At 69.9% G+C, this 19,513-nt stretch carries 17 protein-coding genes; 6 read left to right on the forward strand and 11 right to left on the reverse strand.

Annotated features, from left to right (window positions below; all coding sequences use genetic code 11):
* Nucleotides 1–149: 149 nt before the first annotated feature.
* Together ABZT04_RS33125 and ABZT04_RS33130 are read right to left on the reverse strand one after the other, a co-directional pair.
* The gene (locus tag ABZT04_RS33125; protein ID WP_356060765.1) at nt 150–1,178 is read right to left on the reverse strand and encodes an alcohol dehydrogenase catalytic domain-containing protein; all 1,029 of its coding nucleotides are present in this window, start codon (nt 1,176–1,178) and stop codon (nt 150–152) included.
* 46 nt (nt 1,179–1,224) lie between these two features.
* Nucleotides 1,225–2,214: an aldo/keto reductase gene (locus ABZT04_RS33130; RefSeq protein ID WP_356060767.1), complete on the reverse strand. Its 990-nt coding sequence runs from the start codon at nt 2,212–2,214 to the stop codon at nt 1,225–1,227.
* Between the two features lie 187 nt (nt 2,215–2,401).
* Here ABZT04_RS33130 and ABZT04_RS33135 point away from each other — a divergent pair, with 187 nt between their 5' ends.
* Entirely contained in the window at nt 2,402–3,292 is an 891-nt protein-coding gene (locus tag ABZT04_RS33135) for a helix-turn-helix transcriptional regulator (protein ID WP_356060769.1), read from the forward strand.
* A 241-nt stretch (nt 3,293–3,533) separates the two neighbouring features.
* Here the strand turns inward: ABZT04_RS33135 and ABZT04_RS33140 are convergent, their stop codons facing one another.
* Entirely contained in the window at nt 3,534–4,850 is a 1,317-nt protein-coding gene (locus ABZT04_RS33140; protein ID WP_356060771.1) for an MFS transporter, read from the reverse strand.
* 54 nt (nt 4,851–4,904) lie between these two features.
* On the opposite strand from ABZT04_RS33140, the gene ABZT04_RS33145 reads away from it, so the two are divergent.
* On the forward strand, nt 4,905–5,495 hold the full coding sequence (locus ABZT04_RS33145) for an ABATE domain-containing protein (protein ID WP_356060773.1): 591 nt from the start codon (nt 4,905–4,907) through the stop codon (nt 5,493–5,495).
* Nucleotides 5,496–5,591: 96 nt separating this feature from the next.
* Here ABZT04_RS33145 and ABZT04_RS33150 read toward each other — a convergent pair whose 3' ends face one another.
* Complete coding sequence (locus ABZT04_RS33150) at nt 5,592–5,942, reverse strand: PRC-barrel domain containing protein (protein WP_355908810.1); 351 nt, start codon at nt 5,940–5,942, stop codon at nt 5,592–5,594.
* Nucleotides 5,943–6,183: 241 nt separating this feature from the next.
* On the opposite strand from ABZT04_RS33150, the gene ABZT04_RS33155 reads away from it, so the two are divergent.
* Nucleotides 6,184–7,767: an FMN-binding glutamate synthase family protein gene (locus ABZT04_RS33155; RefSeq protein WP_356060775.1), complete on the forward strand. Its 1,584-nt coding sequence runs from the start codon at nt 6,184–6,186 to the stop codon at nt 7,765–7,767.
* 614 nt (nt 7,768–8,381) lie between these two features.
* Here ABZT04_RS33155 and ABZT04_RS33160 read toward each other — a convergent pair.
* Nucleotides 8,382–9,680, reverse strand: a complete 1,299-nt coding sequence (locus ABZT04_RS33160; RefSeq protein ID WP_356060777.1) for an alpha/beta hydrolase — start codon at nt 9,678–9,680, stop codon at nt 8,382–8,384.
* Between the two features lie 174 nt (nt 9,681–9,854).
* Between ABZT04_RS33160 and ABZT04_RS33165 the strand changes: the two genes are divergently transcribed.
* Nucleotides 9,855–10,565 carry a helix-turn-helix domain-containing protein gene (locus ABZT04_RS33165; RefSeq protein WP_356060779.1) on the forward strand — a complete coding sequence of 237 codons (711 nt, stop codon included), beginning with the start codon at nt 9,855–9,857 and terminating at the stop codon, nt 10,563–10,565.
* A gap of 130 nt (nt 10,566–10,695) precedes the next feature.
* Here the strand turns inward: ABZT04_RS33165 and ABZT04_RS33170 are convergent, their stop codons facing one another.
* Nucleotides 10,696–12,417, reverse strand: coding sequence for an MFS transporter (locus tag ABZT04_RS33170; RefSeq protein ID WP_356060781.1), 1,722 nt, complete (start codon nt 12,415–12,417; stop codon nt 10,696–10,698).
* Nucleotides 12,414–12,875: a MarR family transcriptional regulator gene (locus ABZT04_RS33175; protein ID WP_356060783.1), complete on the reverse strand. Its 462-nt coding sequence runs from the start codon at nt 12,873–12,875 to the stop codon at nt 12,414–12,416. The genes ABZT04_RS33170 and ABZT04_RS33175 overlap by 4 nt, the downstream gene beginning before the upstream one ends.
* 89 nt (nt 12,876–12,964) lie before the next feature.
* On the opposite strand from ABZT04_RS33175, the gene ABZT04_RS33180 reads away from it, so the two are divergent.
* Nucleotides 12,965–13,552 (forward strand): sigma-70 family RNA polymerase sigma factor, encoded by a 588-nt coding sequence (locus ABZT04_RS33180; RefSeq protein ID WP_356060785.1) that lies wholly within the window; start codon nt 12,965–12,967, stop codon nt 13,550–13,552.
* Nucleotides 13,549–14,169 carry a hypothetical protein gene (locus ABZT04_RS33185; protein WP_356060787.1) on the forward strand — a complete coding sequence of 207 codons (621 nt, stop codon included), beginning with the start codon at nt 13,549–13,551 and terminating at the stop codon, nt 14,167–14,169. The genes ABZT04_RS33180 and ABZT04_RS33185 overlap by 4 nt, the downstream gene beginning before the upstream one ends.
* Before the next feature lie 21 nt (nt 14,170–14,190).
* Here the strand turns inward: ABZT04_RS33185 and ABZT04_RS33190 are convergent, their stop codons facing one another.
* The 4 genes from ABZT04_RS33190 to ABZT04_RS33205 are packed head-to-tail and all read right to left on the reverse strand — an operon-like array spanning nt 14,191 to nt 19,507.
* Nucleotides 14,191–15,045, reverse strand: a complete 855-nt coding sequence (locus tag ABZT04_RS33190) for a PaaX family transcriptional regulator C-terminal domain-containing protein (RefSeq protein WP_356060789.1) — start codon at nt 15,043–15,045, stop codon at nt 14,191–14,193.
* A 12-nt stretch (nt 15,046–15,057) separates the two neighbouring features.
* Nucleotides 15,058–15,486: a hotdog domain-containing protein gene (locus ABZT04_RS33195; protein WP_356060791.1), complete on the reverse strand. Its 429-nt coding sequence runs from the start codon at nt 15,484–15,486 to the stop codon at nt 15,058–15,060.
* A complete protein-coding gene (locus tag ABZT04_RS33200; RefSeq protein WP_356060793.1) occupies nt 15,483–17,852 on the reverse strand; it encodes a bifunctional salicylyl-CoA 5-hydroxylase/oxidoreductase in 2,370 nt (789 codons plus the stop codon). The genes ABZT04_RS33195 and ABZT04_RS33200 overlap by 4 nt, the downstream gene beginning before the upstream one ends.
* On the reverse strand, nt 17,849–19,507 hold the full coding sequence (locus ABZT04_RS33205; RefSeq protein ID WP_356060835.1) for an AMP-binding protein: 1,659 nt from the start codon (nt 19,505–19,507) through the stop codon (nt 17,849–17,851). Before ABZT04_RS33205 ends, ABZT04_RS33200 begins: the two co-directional genes overlap by 4 nt.
* Nucleotides 19,508–19,513 lie beyond the last annotated feature (6 nt).

Raw genomic sequence — 19,513 nt, forward strand, 5'->3', positions numbered from 1 at the left:
CCCGTCGTCCACTCCCGCGACAGGCCGGGGGCGGGAGTGGTCGTTGGCGGGAAACCGTTCACGGGCCGGTTCCGCCAGGGGCTACCACGTATAGGACGTTCGCGCGGCAGCCCGTCGATGAACCGGAGCTGCTTTGGCGGCCGGGGCCGTCACGGCGTGATGAGGGCCTTCAGGACCTTGCGGTCGGCCATGGCCCGGTAGGCGTCCGGTGTCCGGTCGAGGGTGAAGGGCTGATCGAAGACGCGGCCGGGGTTGATGGTGCCGTCCAGGACGTCGGGCAGCAGGTGCTCGATGTAGGCGCGGGCGGGGCTGGCGCCCCCGGTCAGGGTGATGTTGCGCATGAAGGGGGGCCGGCCGATCGGCCCCTGCTCGTACTGCGGTGCGCCCAGGCGGCTGATGACGCCGCCGTCCCGAACCGCGCCGAGGGAGGTGTCCAGGGCCTCGAGGGTGCCGACCGCCTCGATCACCTTGCCCACACCGCCGGTCAGTTCGCGGATCCGGGCGATGCCCTCCTCGCCCCGTTCGGCGACGACATCGGTGGCCCCGAACGCACGGCCCAGGTCGGTGCGTGCCTCGTGGCGGCCGGCGAGCACGATGCGCTCGGCACCCAGGCGCCCGGCGGCGATCACCGAGCACAGGCCGACCGCGCCGTCCCCGACGACCAGCACCGTGTCGCCGCGGCCGACGCCGGCGGTGACCGCGCCGTGGTGGCCGGTGGTCATCACGTCCGAGAGGGCCAGTAGAGAGGGCAGCAGCGCGGAGTCGGCGGCCACCGGCAGTTTGACCAGGGTGCCGTCCGCGTACGGGACGCGGACGGCTTCGCCCTGCCCGCCGTCGACTCCGTCGAAGCCGTACCGGCCGCCGTTGCGACAGGAGATGTGCAGGCCCTCGGCGCAGTAGTCACACGTGTTGTCGCTGTAGGTGAACGGGGCGACGACCAGGTCACCGGCCTTCAGTCCGGCCACCTCCGCGCCGGTCTCCTCGACGACGCCGAGGAACTCGTGCCCCATGGGGCGGCCGGTTCCGGTGGCCGGCATCGAACGGTACGGCCACAGGTCGCTGCCGCACACGCACGCGGCCACCGTGCGCACCACCGCGTCCGTCGGCTTGACGATCTTCGGGTCGGGCCGGTCTTCGACGCGGACGTCTCCGGCTCCGTACATCACTGCTGCACGCATGAGAGGAACTACTCCAAACGGGGGTTGTGCCGAGAGGTGCGGTTGATCAGCGTTCGAGCATCCGTGCCTGGGCCTCGGTGTGGGTGTCGCCCGCGGCGGGAGGCAGGCTGCTGAGCCTGTCGAGCTGGTCCGAGGTGAGCGTGATCGCGTCGGCGGCGGTGTTCTCCTCGACGCGGCCGACCCGCTTGGTGCCGGGGATCGGGGCGATGTCGTCGCCCTGGGCGAGCAGCCAGGCCAGCGCGACCTGGGCCGGTGTGGCACCGACCTCGGTGGCCAGGGCCTGCACCTCGTCGGCGATCGCGAGATTGCGCCGGAAGTTCTCGCCGCTGAAGCGCGGGTTGTCGCGCCGGAAGTCCGAGGCGTCGAACTGGTCGGTGGAGCGCACGGTGCCCGTCAGAAAACCCCGGCCCAGCGGTGAGAACGGCACCAGGCCGATGTTCAGTTCCCGCAGGACGGGCAGGACGCGGTCCTCGATACCGCGGGTCCACAGCGAGTACTCCGACTGCACCGCGGTGACCGGCTGGACGGCGTGCGCGCGGCGGATCGTCTCCGGGCCGGCCTCCGAGAGACCGAAGGCGCGCACCTTGCCCTCGGCGATCAGCTCGCCGACCGCGCCGGCGGTCTCCTCGATCGGGGTGTCCGGGTCCACCCGGTGCTGGTAGTAGAGGTCGATGTGGTCGGTGCCGAGCCGCTTCAGGGAGCCCTCGACGGCGGTACGGATGTTCGCCGGGCCGGAGTCCAGCTTCCAGGCCCCGTCGCCGGCGTGCGAGACCAGGCCGAACTTCGTGGCCAGCACCACCTTGTCCCGGCGCCCCTGCAACGCCCGGCCCAACAACTCCTCGTTGGTGTAAGGGCCGTAGATCTCGGCGGTGTCGATGAGCGTGACGCCCAGCTCCAGCGCCCGGTGCACGGTCCTGATCGACTCGGCCTCATCGGTGCCGGTGCCGGTGCCGGAGCCGGTGTAGGCGTGAGACATACCCATCGCCCCGAGGCCGATCCGGGAAACCTCCAGGTCACGCAGCTTGATGTAACGCATTCCACCCTCTCCGTTCCGTGGTGACGCCCAGCGCCCTCACTCCGGTGGTGTGGGGGAGGGGCCTCGGCGTCCTGCCCCTTCACTCTCGCTCGGACGGCGTCGCCGCGGCAGGGCGGGATCTTCGGGGGTAATGACAGGGCCTCCCTCGTGGCCGCGCGGCAGTTACCGGTCGGGTGAGACTGGAGTCATGCCATCCGAGAGCGCGCACAGCGAGGGCGCCGAGCTGGGCCGCTACCTGCGCGCCCGCCGCACCCAGACCAGCCCCGACCACGTCGGCCTCACCGTCGGTACCGGCATCCGCCGCACGCCCGGTCTGCGCCGCGAGGAGCTGGCCACCCTCGCCGGCATCAGCATCGACTACTACGTGCGCCTGGAGCGCGGCAAGGAGACCCGCCCCAGCCCCGCCGTCCTCGACGCACTCGCCCGCGCCCTGCACATGGACGACCAGCAGCACCAGCACCTGCGTGAACTCGCCGCCCGCGCCGCCCGTTACGTCGGCGAACCACCGCCGGCGCCCAGCCGCACAGTGCGCCCCCATCTCAAGCTGCTGCTGGAATCCCTCCGCCCCAACCCGGCGTACGTCATCAGCCGCAGCATGGACCTGCTCGCCTGGAACTCCGGCGGCCTCGCCCTCTTCGCCGGCCTGGACGACTGGCCGGCCAAGCACCGCAACCTGGCCCGCTACTTCTTCCTGCACCCCGCGGCCCGCGAGCTCTTCGCGGACAACTGGGACCGGCAGATCACCGCCTGTGTCGCCCGTCTGCGCGCTGTCGCCGGCACCGCCCCCGACGCCCCCGATCTGACCAACCTCGTCGGTGAACTCCTCCTCAAAAGCCCGGACTTCGCCGGTCTCTGGGAGCGCTACGAGGTGACCGGACGCAAACCCATCGACAAGACCTTCCACCACCCCCAGGTCGGCACGATCACCCTCACCTCCCAGTCCCTGCACGTCGAAGGCAGCCCCGGCCAGCGCATCGGCGTCTACACCGCGGAACCGGGCACCCCCGACCACGACGCCCTGCTCCTGCTCGACATGAGCGCGCCGCGATCGGTGCGACACCCTACGCAAGCCACCTAAATGTGTTGATGCGCTGGGGTGTTGGTACGGCTGAGGGGCGGTTGGTCGGCAGTGGGCGTCCTCAGTTCGGTGGAGTCCTCGGAGCGGAGCGTCTCCTGACACGACGTCACAGAGGGCATCGCCGGGTTTTCCGCCGCTCCGGCCGCGGCCGCCGTGTTCTTCAGGCCGGCGCCGAGCGTGAAGACCCGTGCGCGCAAGGGTGTTGACACGGCTGACGGGCGGTCTAACGGCAGGGGCGCCGTCAGTTGCGTGGCGTCCTTGGGGCGGAGTGTTCTCCTGACACGTCGTCCGGGACGACACCGCCGGGCTTTCGGCCCCTTCGCCGGGTACGCCCCGGCGCGTGCGTCAGCAGCGCGGCCCCGAAGCCTGCCGCCAGGATCTGTGCGCCGGCTGCCATGCCCAGCAGGGGTGCGGCGCCCCATGCACTCAGGGCGCTGATTCCGGCCGCTCCGGCCGCGGCCGCCGTGCTCTTCAGGCCGGCGCCGAGGGTGAAGACCTGTGTGCGCAGCTCTGGTGGCGCGTACCGTTCGCGGGCGGTGAGCAGGGCGCTGAACAGCGGGCCGGTCGTCCAGCCCGCGATGGCGAACAGTGCCGTGGTCAGTACCATCCCGGGCACACAGGCGGCCAGGGCCAGGGGGAGCGCGGTGAGGGGCAGGCACAGCAGTACGACCCGTTCGGGCCGGGTGCGGGTCCACGGTTTGACGGCGTAGGTGAGAGAGCCCGCCATCGCGCCGGCGGCGAAAGCGGTCATCAGGCCGCCCGCCGCCCAGCCGGCGTGGCGTTCGTCGGCCAGCAGGGCCGCGACGATGGGCAGGGCCCCGATGCCGATCTGGCCGATGCTGCTGGCCCAAGTCACCGACCTCAGCGGTGAGTTGTGCACGATCTCCCGGGCACCGGCCACGAGCACGGCAGGTCCCAGCGCACCGCTACGGTGCCGGGCGGCAGAGCGGACGGGCAGCCGCAGCAGGGCTACGGCGGAAGCGCCGGTCAGCGCTGCCGCGCCGAGGGCGAAGAGCGCCGCGCCCGGTCCGATGGTGGTGGCCAGCATCGCCGCCAGCGCGGGGCCGAGGATGCCCGCCAGGTTGTAGGTGGTGGAGTCGATGCTGAAGGCGCGGGTGAGGGCCCGCTCGGGGAGGAGCTCGGCGAGCAGGCTGGTGAGTCCTCCGGTGACCAAGGGGGCGCAGCAGCCGGCCGCGAGGACGAGGAGCAGGACGAGGGCCGTGGGCAGACGGCCCAGCGCCCATGCGGTCGCGGCCAGGCCGGTGCCGTAGGCGGCCAGGCCCAGAGCATGGAACAGTCTGCGGTGGCGGACCCGGTCGGCGAGAGCACCGGCCACCGGAGCCGCGACCACATGAGGCACCATCAGCGCGGCGACCAGGAGGCCGCCGAGGCGCGCGCTGTGTTCACGTGCCAAGGCCAGCAGAACGAGTGCGACGCGCGCTCCCTCGTCGGCCAGACGCGCCGGTACGGCGACGCCGAGATAGCAGGCCGTGGGCGCGGCGACGGGGGCGTTGGCCATCGGAATCCTGCCCGTCTGGTCCGTAGCGTCATCGGTCAAGGGTCTGATTCCACGATCTTGTCGATGTATGCCGGGGTGAGCGACACTGCTTCGGTGGAGTTCACTTTCGTCAGCGGCCATCTGGCCCTGGACCTGGCCGCCACGCTGACGTGGCGCAGCACATACCCGATCGAACTGCTCGCCGGTCCGCGGGACTTGGCCGCGTGGATCGAACAGGCAGGGCTGGTGGACATGGCCGGGCGCGTCGGCGAGGCCGATGTCGAGCGGACGCGGGAGCTGCGCGAGGCCATCTACCGCACGGCGTCCGCGAATCCGCTGGAGCGGCAACCCCGCGCCGGAGACCTGCGGCTCATCAGCAGGACGGCGGGCGGCAAGCAAGTCACCCCGGTGCTGGGGGAGTTGGGCCACGCGGTGTGGCGCGGCAACGTCGACCAGGCCCTGGCCACCGTCGCGCATCAGGCGTGCGTCCTGCTGGGCGGCCCCGATCACCGACGCATCCGGGCGTGCGCGGACGCGCGGTGCACACGGCTGTTCGTCGACCATTCCCGGTCCGGAAGCCGCCGTTGGTGCGACAAGTCGACCTGCGGCGGGCGGGCCAACGCGGCGGCCTACCGCCAACGCCGTTCGCAGCAGGGGGAGTTGCACGGGTCGTTGGGCGGCCTCGTCGCGCCGCCGGATGAGTAGCCGGACCCGATCACGGCGTCGGCGGTCGGCCCGTACGGCGAAGGGCGGGCACCGGCAGAACGCCGGTGCCCGCCCCTGTGGGCCGTGGAGTAGCGGTCAGGCTCGGTGCTCTCCGTAGTAGCCGCCGACCTGCTCGTGGTAGCCGGGGTCACCGATGTGCTTGTCCTTGTCGAACTCGGGGGAGTTCTTGATCTCCTCCTTGGTGCGACCGACGTGGACCGTCCGCTCGGCGACATCGATGGACGAGATGACACCGGCAGGCAGCAGAACCTGCTTGCCGAAGATCCACACACCGGTGTCGACGACGATGTACGCGGCTCCGACATCCTCGGAGTGCTTGTCGACCTTGCCGATCGAGCCGTCGCTCGCCTCGACCTTGAAGCCGGTCAGGTCCATTCCTGTCTGGTGGCCCGCCTCGGCCTGATAACCCCACATGTTGTCCGTCATGCGAAACCTCCCCTTGTAGTGAATGAACACCGAAGAAGCCCGTCCGGTATTTCGGTGGGCGTCCCTCGGTGGAGCGAGTTCCCACCGTTTTCGTTCCCACACAATTTTAAATTTCGACTTCAACGCGATCCAATATCACGATTCACCTTTCCGAAAGACCGTCATACCCGCTCTGCCGTATGACATGCGGATGTTTTCTGGCCTCGCGCATGCGACAGGCCACGCGGGTTACTAGGAGGGAATGTTGAGAACCGGAATGATTGCGGTGGTCGTAGGCGCCGCCCTCGCGACGGCCGCTCTGGCCGTCGTGGTGTCGCCCTGGTGGTGGACGGCGGCCGTACCGCTCGCCGTACTCGGTGCGATCGGTGTCTGGGACCTGACCCAGCGGCGGCACTCGGTGCTGCGCAACTATCCGGTGCTCGGGCACGCCCGCTACCTGCTGGAACGCATCCGCCCCGAACTGCAGCAGTACTTCGTCGAGCGGAACTTCGACGGACGGCCCTTCGACCGGGACGTCCGCAGCATCGTCTACGAGCGGGCCAAGGGCACCGCCGCCGAGGAGCCGTTCGGGACCGAACGCGACGTGTACCAGGCTGGCTACGAGTACCTGGTCCCCTCGATGGCGCCCCGCCCGGTGCCCGAGCACCCGCCGCGCGTGCGGATCGGGGGCCCGGACTGTACCCGGCCCTACGACATGGCCCTGCTGAACATCTCCGCGATGAGCTTCGGCTCGCTGTCGGCCAACGCCGTACTGGCCCTCAACCAGGGGGCCGCGGCAGGCGGTTTCGCACACGACACCGGCGAGGGCGGGCTGTCGGAGTACCACCTGCGCGCGGGCGGCGACCTGGTCTGGGAGATCGGCACCGGCTACTTCGGCTGCCGGACCCGGGACGGGGACTTCGACCCCGGGGAATTCGCCGAGAAGGCGTCGGCCGACAGCGTCAAGTGTGTGTCGCTCAAGCTGTCGCAGGGCGCCAAACCCGGTATCGGAGGTGTGCTGCCCGGGGCCAAGGTGAACGCGGAGATCGCCCGGGTGCGGGACGTCCCCGAGGGAGAGACGGTGATCTCACCGCCCTATCACCGGGTGTTCTCCACGCCTCGTGAACTCGTCCGCTTCATCGCGCGGATGCGGGAGCTGTCCGGCGGCAAGCCGGCCGGCTTCAAGCTGTGCGTCGGTTCACGGCGCCAGTTCCTCGCGGTGTGCAAGGCGATGATCGAGGAGGGCACCGCACCCGACTTCATCATCGTCGACGGCGCGGAGGGCGGCACAGGCGCGGCACCGCTCGAATTCGCCGACCACGTCGGTACACCACTCACCGAAGGTCTGATGACCGTGCACAACGCCCTGGTCGGCGCGGGCCTGCGGGACCGCGTCCGGATCGGCGCCGGCGGCAAGATCGCCACCGGGACTGACCTCGTCAAACGCCTGATCCAGGGCGCCGATTACGGCAACGCGGCCCGCGCCATGATGTTCGCGGTCGGCTGCATCCAGGCTCAGCGCTGCCACACCAACACCTGCCCCGTCGGCGTCACCACCCAGGACCCGCGACGAGCCCGCGCACTGGACGTCGACGACAAGGCCGCGCGGGTGCGGCGCCTCCAGAAGGCCACCGTCGACAGCGCACTGCAGATCATGGCCTCCATGGGAGTCACCGAACCCGCGCAACTCCATCCGCACATGCTGTGGCGCCGTATCGACCCACAGACCGTGCGCTCCTACGACGTGCTCTACAACTGGTTGGCTCCAGGACAACTGCTCCTTGAGCCGCCCTCCGACTGGGCCGCCGACTGGAAGGCCGCCGACCCCGACCACTTCACGATCTGACCATGCAACGACGAGGAGCAAGAGTCAGCCGCGGCGCAACATCATGACGATGGCGACGATGACAATGATGACGACAATGGTACCCAGACCTATGTACACGGCATTCCCTTTCGTTCGGGGAACGGCACCCATCGGCACCGCGAAGAACCGAGTGCCCCGGGAAGAGCTTTTCAGGCCGCCCCGGTCAGTCTGTTTCTCCGCTGTGACATACACCCGTAACTGCTGACGTAATGAGTGCTTTCTGTGCCTGTGCGTGTTGTGCGTCAGCGGTGGCCGACGTAGGCGACGAGTTCGCCGAGGTTCGGGTCCCTTGGGTATGGTGCCGAAACACCGGCGCAACGTTGGCGCTGATGTGCCTCTTCGGGGTGCTGATCCTGCAGAGCCTGGAGATGGAGCAGCGGGCACTGCACCAGCACGGGCGTACCGAACACGTCAGGGTCCGACAGATTCGGTGGTTCGCACGGTCACCGTCGATCCGCAGGGCGGTGCCCCGCTCAGGCGGGGGGCCAGGTCCGGGCCTCCGGTGATCCAGCAGTTGCCGCAGTTCCCGCTAGGTCTCGGCCTGGCCTTCGCCCTGTGGCGGCCCGCGGGGCTGCTCCAGCGCCGGCCCGCGTCTAACCGATGTGCCCTGCGAGGAAGTTCGTGATGTAGCCCATCGTCTTCTTGGTGGACCAGGGCTTCGCGGCGCCGCCGGACGGGGCTTCGGCGCCGGAGGAAGCGCTCGGTGAGGCGCCGGAGTTGGTCGGGATGCTCAGGTCGCCGTGGCCGGCGCCGGTGAGTACGACGCGCTTGGCGTCGACGCCCTTGTCCTTGAGGGCGGTGAACAGGTTCAGCGTCTGGCTGGGCGAGACCAGCGGGTCGGCGCTGCCGTGCAGGAGAAGGAAGGGCGGCGTCGAGGAGGAGATGTGGGTGGCCGGGTCGGCGGCGGCCATCTGGCTGGTGTACGCCTTGATGGATTTGGTCGTCCCGGGGCCGTAGACCCATTGCGCGGCCGAGTTGCCCGCCGCGTAGTTGCTGTCCTTGGCGGCCTGGTCGTAGTCGGAGGCGATCTCCGACAGGTTGGCGGGACCGAACTCGTCCACCACGCCCTGGACCTTGCTGTTCTGGTCGAGGTGGTCGCCGACGTCGTACGCCTTGTCGCCGTTTGTGACACCGGTCATGGCCGCCAGGTATCCGCCCGCCGACTGGCCCCATACGTAGACGTGGTCCGTGTCGATCCCGTAGGTGTCGGCGTTGGCGCGCAGGTAGCGGATGGCGGACTTGACGTCGGCGAGGGCGTCTTTGTAGGTGGCACCGCTGGTCGTGGTGCGGTACTGGACACTGGCGACCGCGTACCCCTGGTCGGCGATGTACGTGCGCTGATCGAGGTTGCCGGTCCGTTCCGCCAGGACCCATTCGCCGCCGGTCAGGTAGATCACCAGCGGCTTCTTGCCCGAGGACTTGGGCACCTGGATATCGAGCTTCAGGTCGGTCTTCTTGCCGTGGGTGGTCGGTGAGGAGTAGGTGATGTCGTCGGTCGTCCTCACCGCCGACGTGTCACAGGTGATCGCCGGACCGTTGGGGTCGATCACCGTGCTCGTGCTGTTGTCGATCTTCTTGATCGTCTTCGCCTCGACGATTTTCAGGCCCCCACCGTTCGAGCCGCCGGACGGTATGCCGCTGGGTGTGCCTGTGGAGGCGCCACTCGATGCTGTCCCTCCGGTGCCTCCCGGGTCGGAGGTCGGACACGCGGAGGCCGACGCCGATGCCGACGTGGCGGACGATCCGGCCGCAGGCTCGTCCGACCCGCAGCCGGTCAGACCGAGACCGGCCACCAGGGTGACCGCGGCCAGGGCGGCGATCCGCCTCGGGTGTCGAGCCCGTCGCCCTTGCTTCCTCTGGTCATGGCCCGCAACCGCGTCGTGTCCGTGCATCGCGTCTTCTCCTGCCGCTGTCGTGTCGTGTGAAGATGAATCCGGAGATGACATCTCCGTTTCACTGAGCGGCACCGTAACATAAAATGGAGATTCGATCTCCGGTTAGGGTGGGTGGTGCGGTCATACGATGGCCGGGACGATCAGGGCCTCTGATGAAAGTGAGATCCCCGCGTGGCGACTCCCTCCGCATCCGGTGAGACCGGTGAGGGCCGTGCGCCCAGGCCACGGCGCGACCGCGAGGCGAACCGCGGCAAGCTGCTCGCCGCCGCCCGAGAGGTGTTCCGCGATCACGGTCTGAGGGCGACCCTGGACGATGTCGCCCGCCATGCGGGGCTCGGCGTGGGGACGGCCTATCGCCACTTCCCCAACAAGCAGGCCCTGATCGACGAGTTGGTCGACGACATGTTCGCCCGCGTCGAGGAAGCCACCCGGGAGGGGGCGGAGGACGCCGACGCCTGGCGCGGGCTGACGGTCGGTCTGGAGCGCGTGGCCGAACTGCAGGCACTCGACCGTGGCCTGCGCGAGGTCGTGCTCCACAGCGACCGCGCGGTGCCGGCGGGGCTACGACACCGGGAACAGATCAGGCGAAACGTCGATCTCGTGGTCGAGCGAGCCAAGCGACAGGGTGTTCTGCGCGCGGACGTGGAGCCCTGGGACCTGGTCGTGATCCAGCAGATGCTGGCCGCGGTGACCGAGCGGAGTGGAGAGCCGGAGCTGTGGCGGCGCTATCTGAGGTTGTTGCTGGACGGGTTGCGAGCCGGTCCCGAGCGCACGGAACCGCTGCCCGGCGAGGACTACGGCAAGCGGCTGGACGTGCGGGGATCGAACTGGATCGGCCCGCCGTCGCCGAGCGCGGATGTCCAGGGCACACCGCGCGACTGATAGTCCGCGGGCAGGACCGTCTCGTCCATGTCCCGCTTGCGTTGCGGTACTGCCGGCACCGCACGGCCGGCGACCTCTCTGCCTGAGGTACGACAAGCGCCCTCGACCAGCACGAGTACACGAGGGACCCTCAGGCCGCGCCGTCGCGCAGCGCCGACAGAGTCGCGGACGTGAGCGGGCGAGGTGCCCTGTCAGGGTCGACGAGGACGACCGTGCAGGTGGCCGCGTGGGTGAGGGCGGTGGTGAGGCTGCCTTCCGCGAACTGGGTGACGGGGCCGTGCGGTGAGCGGCCGACGGCGATGACGCGGGCGTCCGTGTCGGTGGCGTGGCGGGCCAGTACGCGGCCGGCTGCGGCGTGGTCGCCGACGGTGGTGAGGATCTGACCGGTCGCCGCGATGCCCTGCCGGGCGAGGCGGTCGAGGTGGGCGGTCACGGCGGCGCGGGCCTGGTCGGGTGTTTCGGTGTCGGTGGCCTGTTCCTCCACGACGGCGATCAGTTGGACGTGGACGACCTCCAGCGGGCTCTGCGTGTCGCGGGCGAGCCGGGCCGCCGCGTCGACGATGGCGGGGGCCCGGTCATGAGCGGCGACGGCGACGATGACCGGGGATGTGCTCCGGTTCGGGACCTTGCCGACGGGCATGAGGGCGGGGGTGACGGACTCGCCCTCGCTGACGCCCTGCTCGGCCTCGCGGAGCAGGCGGTGGCCGCTGGCGAGGACCGGGATGGCGAGCAGGAAGGTCGCCGCGCCCAGATAGAAGGGGACGCTCAGGTCGGTCGCGTCGGCGAGTTTGCCGGCCACGTACGGGGCCAGGCCGCCGCCGATGAAGCGCAGGAAGCCGTACGCGGAGGAGGCCACGGGTCGCTCCACGGGCGAGACGAGCATGACGGCCTGGGTGGTCAAGGTGTTGTTGATCCCGATGAAGGCTCCGGAGACGATGACCGCCACGATGACCACGGTCGGCGTGGCCACGCCCGCGGCGATCACCGCCATCACGGCGCCGAGGCCGACCAGGTTGGCGTACAGGACGGGCGCGGTGCCGTAACGGGCTTGTAGGCGTGGGGCGAAGAAGACGCTGAACGCGGCGACGAGCAGGCCCCAGCCGGTGAAGACGAGGCCGAGTTGATGGGCGCTCAGTTCCATGGGATAGGGCGCGTAGCCCAGCATGGTGAAGAAGCCCCAGTTGTAGAGCAGGGCCATGATGCCCATCGTCAGCAGGCCGCGGTGGCGCAGCGCCTTGAGGGGTGCGAGGGGTGAGGTGACACGTTCCGGCTTGGGGAGGCTCGGCACGAACAGGGCGGTGGCGACGAGCGCGATGGTCATGAGGACCGCGACGCCGAAGAACGGGCCGCGCCAACTGATGCCGCCCAACTCGCCGCCGAGCAGCGGTCCTACGGCGATGCCGAGACCCAGCGCGGTCTCGTACAGGATGATCGCGCCACCGAATCCGCCGCTGGCGGAGGCCACGATGACGGCCAACGACGTGGCGATGAACAGGGCGTTGCCCAGCCCCCAGCCCGCGCGGAAGCCGACGATGCCGTTGATGGAGCCGGAGGTGCCGGCCAGGGCGGCGAAGACCACGATGACCGCGAGGCCTACGACGAGGGTGCGCTTGGCGCCGAAGCGGCTGGAGAACCAGCCCACGAACAGCATCGCCACCGCCGTCACGATCAGATAGCTGCTGAACAGCAGGGAGACCTGGCTCGGCGTCGCGTGCAGGCTGTCGGCGAGGGCGGGCAGGATCGGGTCGACGAGCCCGATCCCCATGAAGGAGATGACGCAGGCGAACGCGACGGCCCAGACGGCCTTGGGCTGCCGGAACGGGCTGGCGGCAGTTCCGTGTGGTGCGCTCATGTGTGCTTGTCCTCCTGGGTGTCGATCGCTCTGGCCAGGGCCGGGAGGGCGACTCGCACCGCCCGCTGTTCCGGGCCGGTCAGCTCCTCGATGAGTAGGTGCAGGGCGTGGGCGCGTTCGGCGCGCCGCTGCCGGGAGACCTCAAGACCCGTGTCGGTCACCTCCACCAGGACGCCCCGGCCGTCGCTCCGGTCGGCGGTGCGCCGTACCAGGTCCGCGCGCTCCAGCCGGGTGACGAGCTGGGTCATGTTCGGCTGGGAGACGCCCTCGGCCCGGGCCAGATCGGTCAGTCGGCACGGGCCTTCACGTCCCAGGCGTCCGAGGACGGCGGAGGCGGCCGTGCTCAGCCCACCGGTGACGGCGCTCTGGCGGACGTAGCGGACCATCCGCTCCAGGGCGATGATCAGGTCCTCCGACGAGGCCTGGGAGGGCGTCGGATCCATAACCCGCTTATGCATAACGGCATTATGTACTTACATGTAGCGTGAAACAAGATGTCGTGCGGAAAGGAACCGGCCGGTGCCGGACAGTACGGGTTGTGGAATCCATGACGGAACAGGAAGCGCGCCGGATGCGGCGGGCGCGCTTCGAGAGCCTGGCGCACGTGGTGGTGGAACCGCTGCACCGGTACTTGCTGCGAAGGACGGGCGTCGACCTGGTCGAGGACGTCCTGTCGGAGACGATGCTGGTGCTGTGGCGTCGTATCGACGACGTCCCCGGGCTCGGAACGGACTCCATGTCCGGTTCCCGGCCCGGTCCTGATCCCGATGACGTGTTGCCCTGGTGCTACGGAGTGGCGCGGGGCTGTCTGGCGAACGCCCGCCGTGCCGATGGACGCAGGCTCCGGTTGGTGGAGCGGCTGGGCCGGGCGCAGGAGCGGGCTCCCGCCGACGCCGCCGATCACGGCGAAATGCATGCCGCGCTCGACGCCCTCGCGGAGCAGGACCGTGAGGTGGTGCGCCTGTGGGCGTGGGAGGGGCTGGCGCCGCGTCAGATCGCGGAGGCGACCGGGATGACACCCAACGCGGTGAGCATCCGGCTGCACCGGGCGAAGAGGAAACTCGCCGCACAGTTGGGGCGAAAGGATGCCGAACACGCCGGACACAAGAGTGATGAAGGAAGGAGCAGTCAGTGAACGACGACGAGCTGCTGGCGCTGCTGAAGTCCGCGGACCCCGCACTGACCCCGAACGCTCCGCTGCCCGACATCGACCGTCTTGTGGAGGCCACCTTGAACACCGCTACCGCACTCCCGTCGGCGACCGCCGCCGACAGCACGAGCCGTCCCGCGAAGACCATCGAGGGACAGGGACGCCGCCGTCTCCTCGGACTCGCGGCGGCCGCCGCTCTGTTGATGCTCGGCGGCGGCATCGCCGGAGGAATCATGGCGAACGACGACAACGGTCACTCGACCTCGGCCGGCCCCCTGACTCTCACCACAGCGGGCGGCTCCGCCAACGCGAAGTGCGCGGAGCCCAGCCCCGACACGCTGCGCGGGTACCCGACCCTCTTCGCAGGAACGGTCACCTCCATCAAGGGGCAGATGGTCACCTTCCATGTCGAGTACTGGCTGAAGGGCGGTGGCACGGAGACGGTGGTGCTCGACAGCGGCACGGATCAGCCGGAGAGGCTGACGTTCCTGAACGGTGAGCGCTACATCGTGGCCGCCAAGGACGGCGTCCTCCCGATGTGCGGCGCGAACGGCGTGTCCGCCGAGACCGTCAACCGGTTCCGGCAGGCGTTCGGCAAGTGAGCGCGTGAACTCACCGCCGGGTCAAGGGGATTCGTCCAGCAGGCGCCGGGCGAACTCGTGCGCCGGTTCGGCGAGGGCCTGGCGGAGAGTGGAGAAGAGGTCGGCCGCGGTGGTGCCGGACCAGGTGGCGGGGAGGAGGGTGCCGGGTAGGCCCGGGTCGAGGTAGGGGAGCCTGCGCCAGGCCGTGAGGACATGGACGTAGTCGATGAACGCCTCCTGCTCCGACCGCCTGCTCCGGCCGGCCCCGGACCAGCGGTCGGCCATGGGCGTGAACTCGGTGACGAAATCGTCGTAGAGCTTCTGGAGGGCTTCCAAGTCCCACCAGCGGCCCACCTGTTCGGCGGGGTCACCGAAGGCCACATAGTCGGCGCGGAACAGGTCGACGTACTGGTCCAGGCCGTGTCGGAGCAGGTGGTCGCGGGTGTCGTCGAGCGCGTGGGCCGGGGCGATCCAGACCCCGGACGAGACCGTGCCGAAGCCCAACCAGGCCAGCCGTGACCGGAGTTGGTGGCGGTGCTGCCGTTCGCTCTCCGGCACGGAGAACACGGCGACGACCCAGCCCTCGTCGGTGGCGTCGTTGCGTTCGAAGATGCGCCGGTCACCGGTCTCCAGGACAGCACGGGCGTACGGCGAGAGCGCGTAGCCCGCGCGGCCGTCCCGGCGCTCGGCCACCAGGATCTCGCGGCGCTTGAGCCGGGAGATCGACGAGCGGACCGCCGGGGCGTCGACGTCGAGTTCGGCGAGCAGCCGGATGAGGGTGCTGACACTGATCCAGCCGCCGACCTCGCGCGCGTAGAGGCCGTACACCGTCACGATCAGGGATCGCGGCGGTGCGGGCTGGCCCGGGCTGTCGTCTACGAGGTCGCTTGCCGTCACGATCGTAGTATTTCAGTGAGCTTCGGAGACATCGGTCGCACCCAGCGCCGTGCGCCAGGCGGCCGGCCAGGGCGCGCTGCCGCCGGTCTCCTTGTCGGGGACGTGCACGGTGACGTAACTACCCCGGGCGGCACGCAGGCGCGGCCTCTCGCCGGAGGTGTCGCGCCACACCTCGAAGCCGAAGGTCATCGAGGACCGGCCGAGACGGATCAGTTCGACGCGCGTCTCGATCTCCTCGCCGAAGCGGATGGACGCCTCGAACTCCACCTCGTAGCGCACCCGGGGAGCCACCGGGAAGTAGCCCGGGATGTCGTAGGCGCGCATCAGCTCGGCCTCCGCCGCTTCGGCGAACCGGACGACGGTGGTGTTGTGGTAGATCCCGGCCGCGTCCGTGTCGATCCACTCCACCCGGGCCCGGTGGACGCCGTAGGGGCCGCTCATTCCGGCGCCCGGCCGGGAGTCCACCGCAGGTGGACGGCGTCCCGGGGGGTGTCGCGCAGCAGCGCGAGACGCGGGCGGATCGCGTCCGTCCGCGATGTGGGCGGCTTGCGGCGGCCGGCCGCGAACTGCGTCGGCCAGTCGGCACCCGGGCCCCGGTACTCCTGCTCGGCGGCGGCCTGCAGGGTCCACTGCGGGTTGTAGAGGTGCGTGCGGCCGAGCGCGCACAGGTCGGCGCGGCCGGCCAGCAGGATCGAGTTGACGTCGTCGTACGACGAGATCGCTCCTACGGCGATCACGGCCGCGCCCGCCGGAGCGGCGACCTCGTGCCGGATGCGGTCGGCGAACGGGGTCTGGTACGAGCGGCCGTAGGCGGGCTTCTCGTCCTTGGTGACCTGGCCGGACGACACGTCGACGGCCGCCGCGCCATGGGCGACGAAGGCGCGTGCGATCTCGACCGCGTCGTGCTCGGTGTTCCCGTCGGGGGCCCAGTCGGTGGCGGAGATCCGGACGGTCACCGGTCGGTCGGCGGGGAAGGCGGACCGTACGGCGTCGAAGACCTCCAGCGGGAAGCGCAGCCGGTTCGTCAGGTCGCCGCCGTACTCGTCGGTGCGGCGGTTGGCGAGGGGGGAGATGAAGGAGGAGAGGAGGTAGCCGTGGGCCGCGTGCACCTCCAGCAGGTCGAAGCCCGCGTCGGCGCCGCGCCGGGCGGCGGACACGAAGTCGGCGACGACCGCGTCCATGTCGGCCCGGGTCATCTCACGCGGCACATGGCAGCCGGTGCCGTAGGGCAGCGGAGACGGGCCCACGACCTCCCAGTTGCCCTCGGTGAGGGGCTCGTCCATGCCCTCCCACATGAGCCGGGTCGAGCCCTTGCGGCCCGAGTGGCCCAGTTGGAGGCCGATCTTCGCGGTACTGCGGTCGTGGACGAAGGAGGTGACCCGCGCCCACGCGTCGCGCTGCGTGTCGTTCCACAGGCCCGTGCAGCCCGGGGTGATGCGCGCCTCGGGGGAGACGCAGACCATCTCGGTCATGACCAGACCGGCGCCGCCGAGCGCCTTGGAGCCGAGGTGGACGACATGGAAGTCGTCCGGCACGCCGTCGACGGCCGAATACATGTCCATCGGGGAGACCACGATCCGGTTCTTCAGCTCCAGGCCGCCGATGGTGAACGGCTGGAACATCGCCGGGGCGGACCCGGCCAGGCCCTGGGACTCGGCGAAGCCGCGCTCGATCAGGTCGGCGAAGCCCGGGTCGCGGTCCTTGAGGTTGTCGAAGGTGATCCGGCGGGAGCGTGTGAGCAGGTTGAAGCAGAACTGCGCGGGATCCTGCCCGGCGTAGCGGCCGATGTTCTCGAACCACTCCAGCGAGGCCTGGGCGGCACGCTGGGTGGACTCCACCACCGGGCGGCGCTCGGTCTCGTACGCCGTCAACGCCTCGTCCACGGTGGGGTGTTCGTGCAGACACGCGGTGAGGGCGAGGGCGTCCTCCATGGCCAGCTTGGTGCCGGAGCCGATCGAGAAGTGCGCGGTGTGGGCGGCGTCGCCGAGGAGGACCACGTTGTGGTGGTGCCAGCGTTCGTTGCGGACCGTCGTGAAGTTGAGCCAACGGGAGTTGTTGGTCAGGAGTTTGTGGCCGGCGAGTTCCCCGGCGAAGATCTCGCGGATGCGGGCGATGGACTCCTCGTCGCTGACGCCGGGCGCGAATTGCGTGCCCTCTGTCGCGTCCAGACCCGCCTTGCGCCACACGTCCTCGGCCATCTCGACGATGAAGGTCGAGCCCGAGTCGGAGTAGGGGTATCCGTGGATCTGCATGGTCCCGAACTCGGTCTGCTTGACGAGGAATTGGAAGGCCTCGAAGACCCGGTCGGTGCCCAGCCACATGTATTTGTTCGTGCGCTGGTCGAGGGAGGGGACGAAGGCGTCGGCGTACTTGGTGCGCACGGCCGAGTTGATGCCGTCCGCCGCGACCACCAGGTCGTAGGACCTGCGCAGTTCGTCGACGTCCGGGGCGAGGGTGCGGTAGTGCACGGTGACGCCCAGATCGGCGGCCCGGTCCTGGAGGATGTGCAGGAGGTCCTTGCGGGCCATCGCCGCGAAGCCCTGGCCGCCGACCGTGAAGGGGTGGCCGTCGAACTCGATGTCGATGTCGGTCCATCGGGCGAAGCGGCTCTCCATCGCGTCGTGGACGACGGTGTCCGCGTTCTCGATGCCCCCGAGGGTCTCGTCGGAGAAGACCACGCCGAAGCCGAAGGTGTCGTCGGGAGCGTTGCGCTCCCACACGGTGATCTCGTGGCCGGGGTCCAACTGCTTCATCAGCGCGGCGAGATACAGCCCGCCCGGTCCGCCGCCCACGATCGCGATCCTCATGCCTGGTTCTCCTTCTCGACGATCCGGCGCAGCAGGAAGTGCTGGAGCTTTCCGCTGGTGTTGCGGGGGAGCTCGTCGCAGAACCGCACCGCACGCGGGTACTTGTACGGCGCCAGCTGCGCCTTGACGTGGTCCTGGATGTCCTTGACCTTGGCGTCGTCGCCGACGACCCCCTCGCGGAGCACGACGAAGGCGCACACGACCGAACCGCGCTCGGGGTCCGGCTTGGCGACCACCGCGGACTCGACGACGTCAGGGTGGGAGTTGACCGCGGACTCGACCTCGGGACCGCCGATGTTGTAGCCGGAGGACACGATCATGTTGTCGGTGCGGGTGCGGTAGTAGAAGTAGCCGTCCTCGTCGCGGACGAAGGTGTCACCGGTGACGTTCCAGCCGCGCACCACGTAGTTCTCCTGCCGCCGGTCGTCGAGGTAGCGGCAGCCGACCGGGCCGATCACGGCCAGCCGCCCCTCGACACCGGGGCCGACCTCCTCGCCGTCGAGGTCGAGGATGGTGGCGCGGTATCCGGGGACCGGCCTGCCGGTCGATCCGGGTCGGATGTCGTCACCCGCGGCGGAGATGAAGATGTGGATCATCTCGGTGGCGCCGATGCCGTCGATGACCTTGATGCCGGTCTCCTCGTGGAGCTGCTGCCACACCTCCTCCGGTATGTGCTCCCCGGCGCTGACCGCACCGCGCAGACCGTGCAGCCGGTCCGCCTTCCCGGCCTTGAGGATCTGCCGGTACGCAGTCGGCGCGGTCGCCAGTACGGTGACCCCCGCCTCGGCGACGAGTTCTGCCAGGGGTTCCGGCGCGACGGCCTCCGTCAGCAGCGCGCACGCCCCGGCCCGCAGGGCGCAGACGACCAGGATGCCGAGCCCGAACGTGAAGGCGAGTGGTGCCGTGCACGACACGAGATCGTCGGGCCGCAGCCGGAGCGTGTGCCGGCCGAAGGTGTTGTCGATCGACAGGATGTCGCGGTGGAAGTGCGTGGTGATCTTAGGTACGCCGGTGCTGCCAGAGGTCGGTCCGAAGAGGGCGACGTCGTCGGCGGCTGTGTCGACCGCGGTGAACTCCGCCGGTTTCGCGGCCACTTGGCGCGTCAGGTCGTCGGGCGCGTCGCCGCCGTACGCCACGATCCTGAGGTCCGGCAGTACGGCGTCGCGTACGGCCTCGACGTCCGCGGTGAACCGGTGGTCGACCAGGGCGACGGCCGGGCGGGTCTTCTCCACGACGGGGGTCAGCTCGCGGGCCCGTAGCGCCGCCATGGTGGTGACGACGATGCCGCCGGCCTTGAGGACACCCAGCCAACACGCCACGATCCACGGGTTGTTGGGGGCGCGCAGGAGTACCCGGTTGCCGGGGACAAGGCCGAGGTCCTCGGTGAGGACGTGGGCGATCTGGTTGGCGCGGCACAGCAGTTCGCCGTAGGTCCACACCTCGCCGTCCGGTGTGCGCAGGGCCGGTCGGTCGGGGCCGAAGGCGGCGGTGGGGACGTCGATGAGTTCGGTGCCGGCGTTGAGGCGCTCCGGGTACTGGAGTTCGTCGGTGGTGAACTCCAGTACCGGCCACAGCTCGCGTGGCGGGAGGTGGTCGCGGGCGAACGTGTCCGGATAGGCGGAGGGCGAGAGGCCCATCGGGTCCGGGTGATCCATGTGGTC

Origin of the sequence: Streptomyces sp. NPDC005492 (genome assembly GCF_040605995.1) — a bacterium.
Lineage (GTDB): Bacteria > Actinomycetota > Actinomycetes > Streptomycetales > Streptomycetaceae > Streptomyces.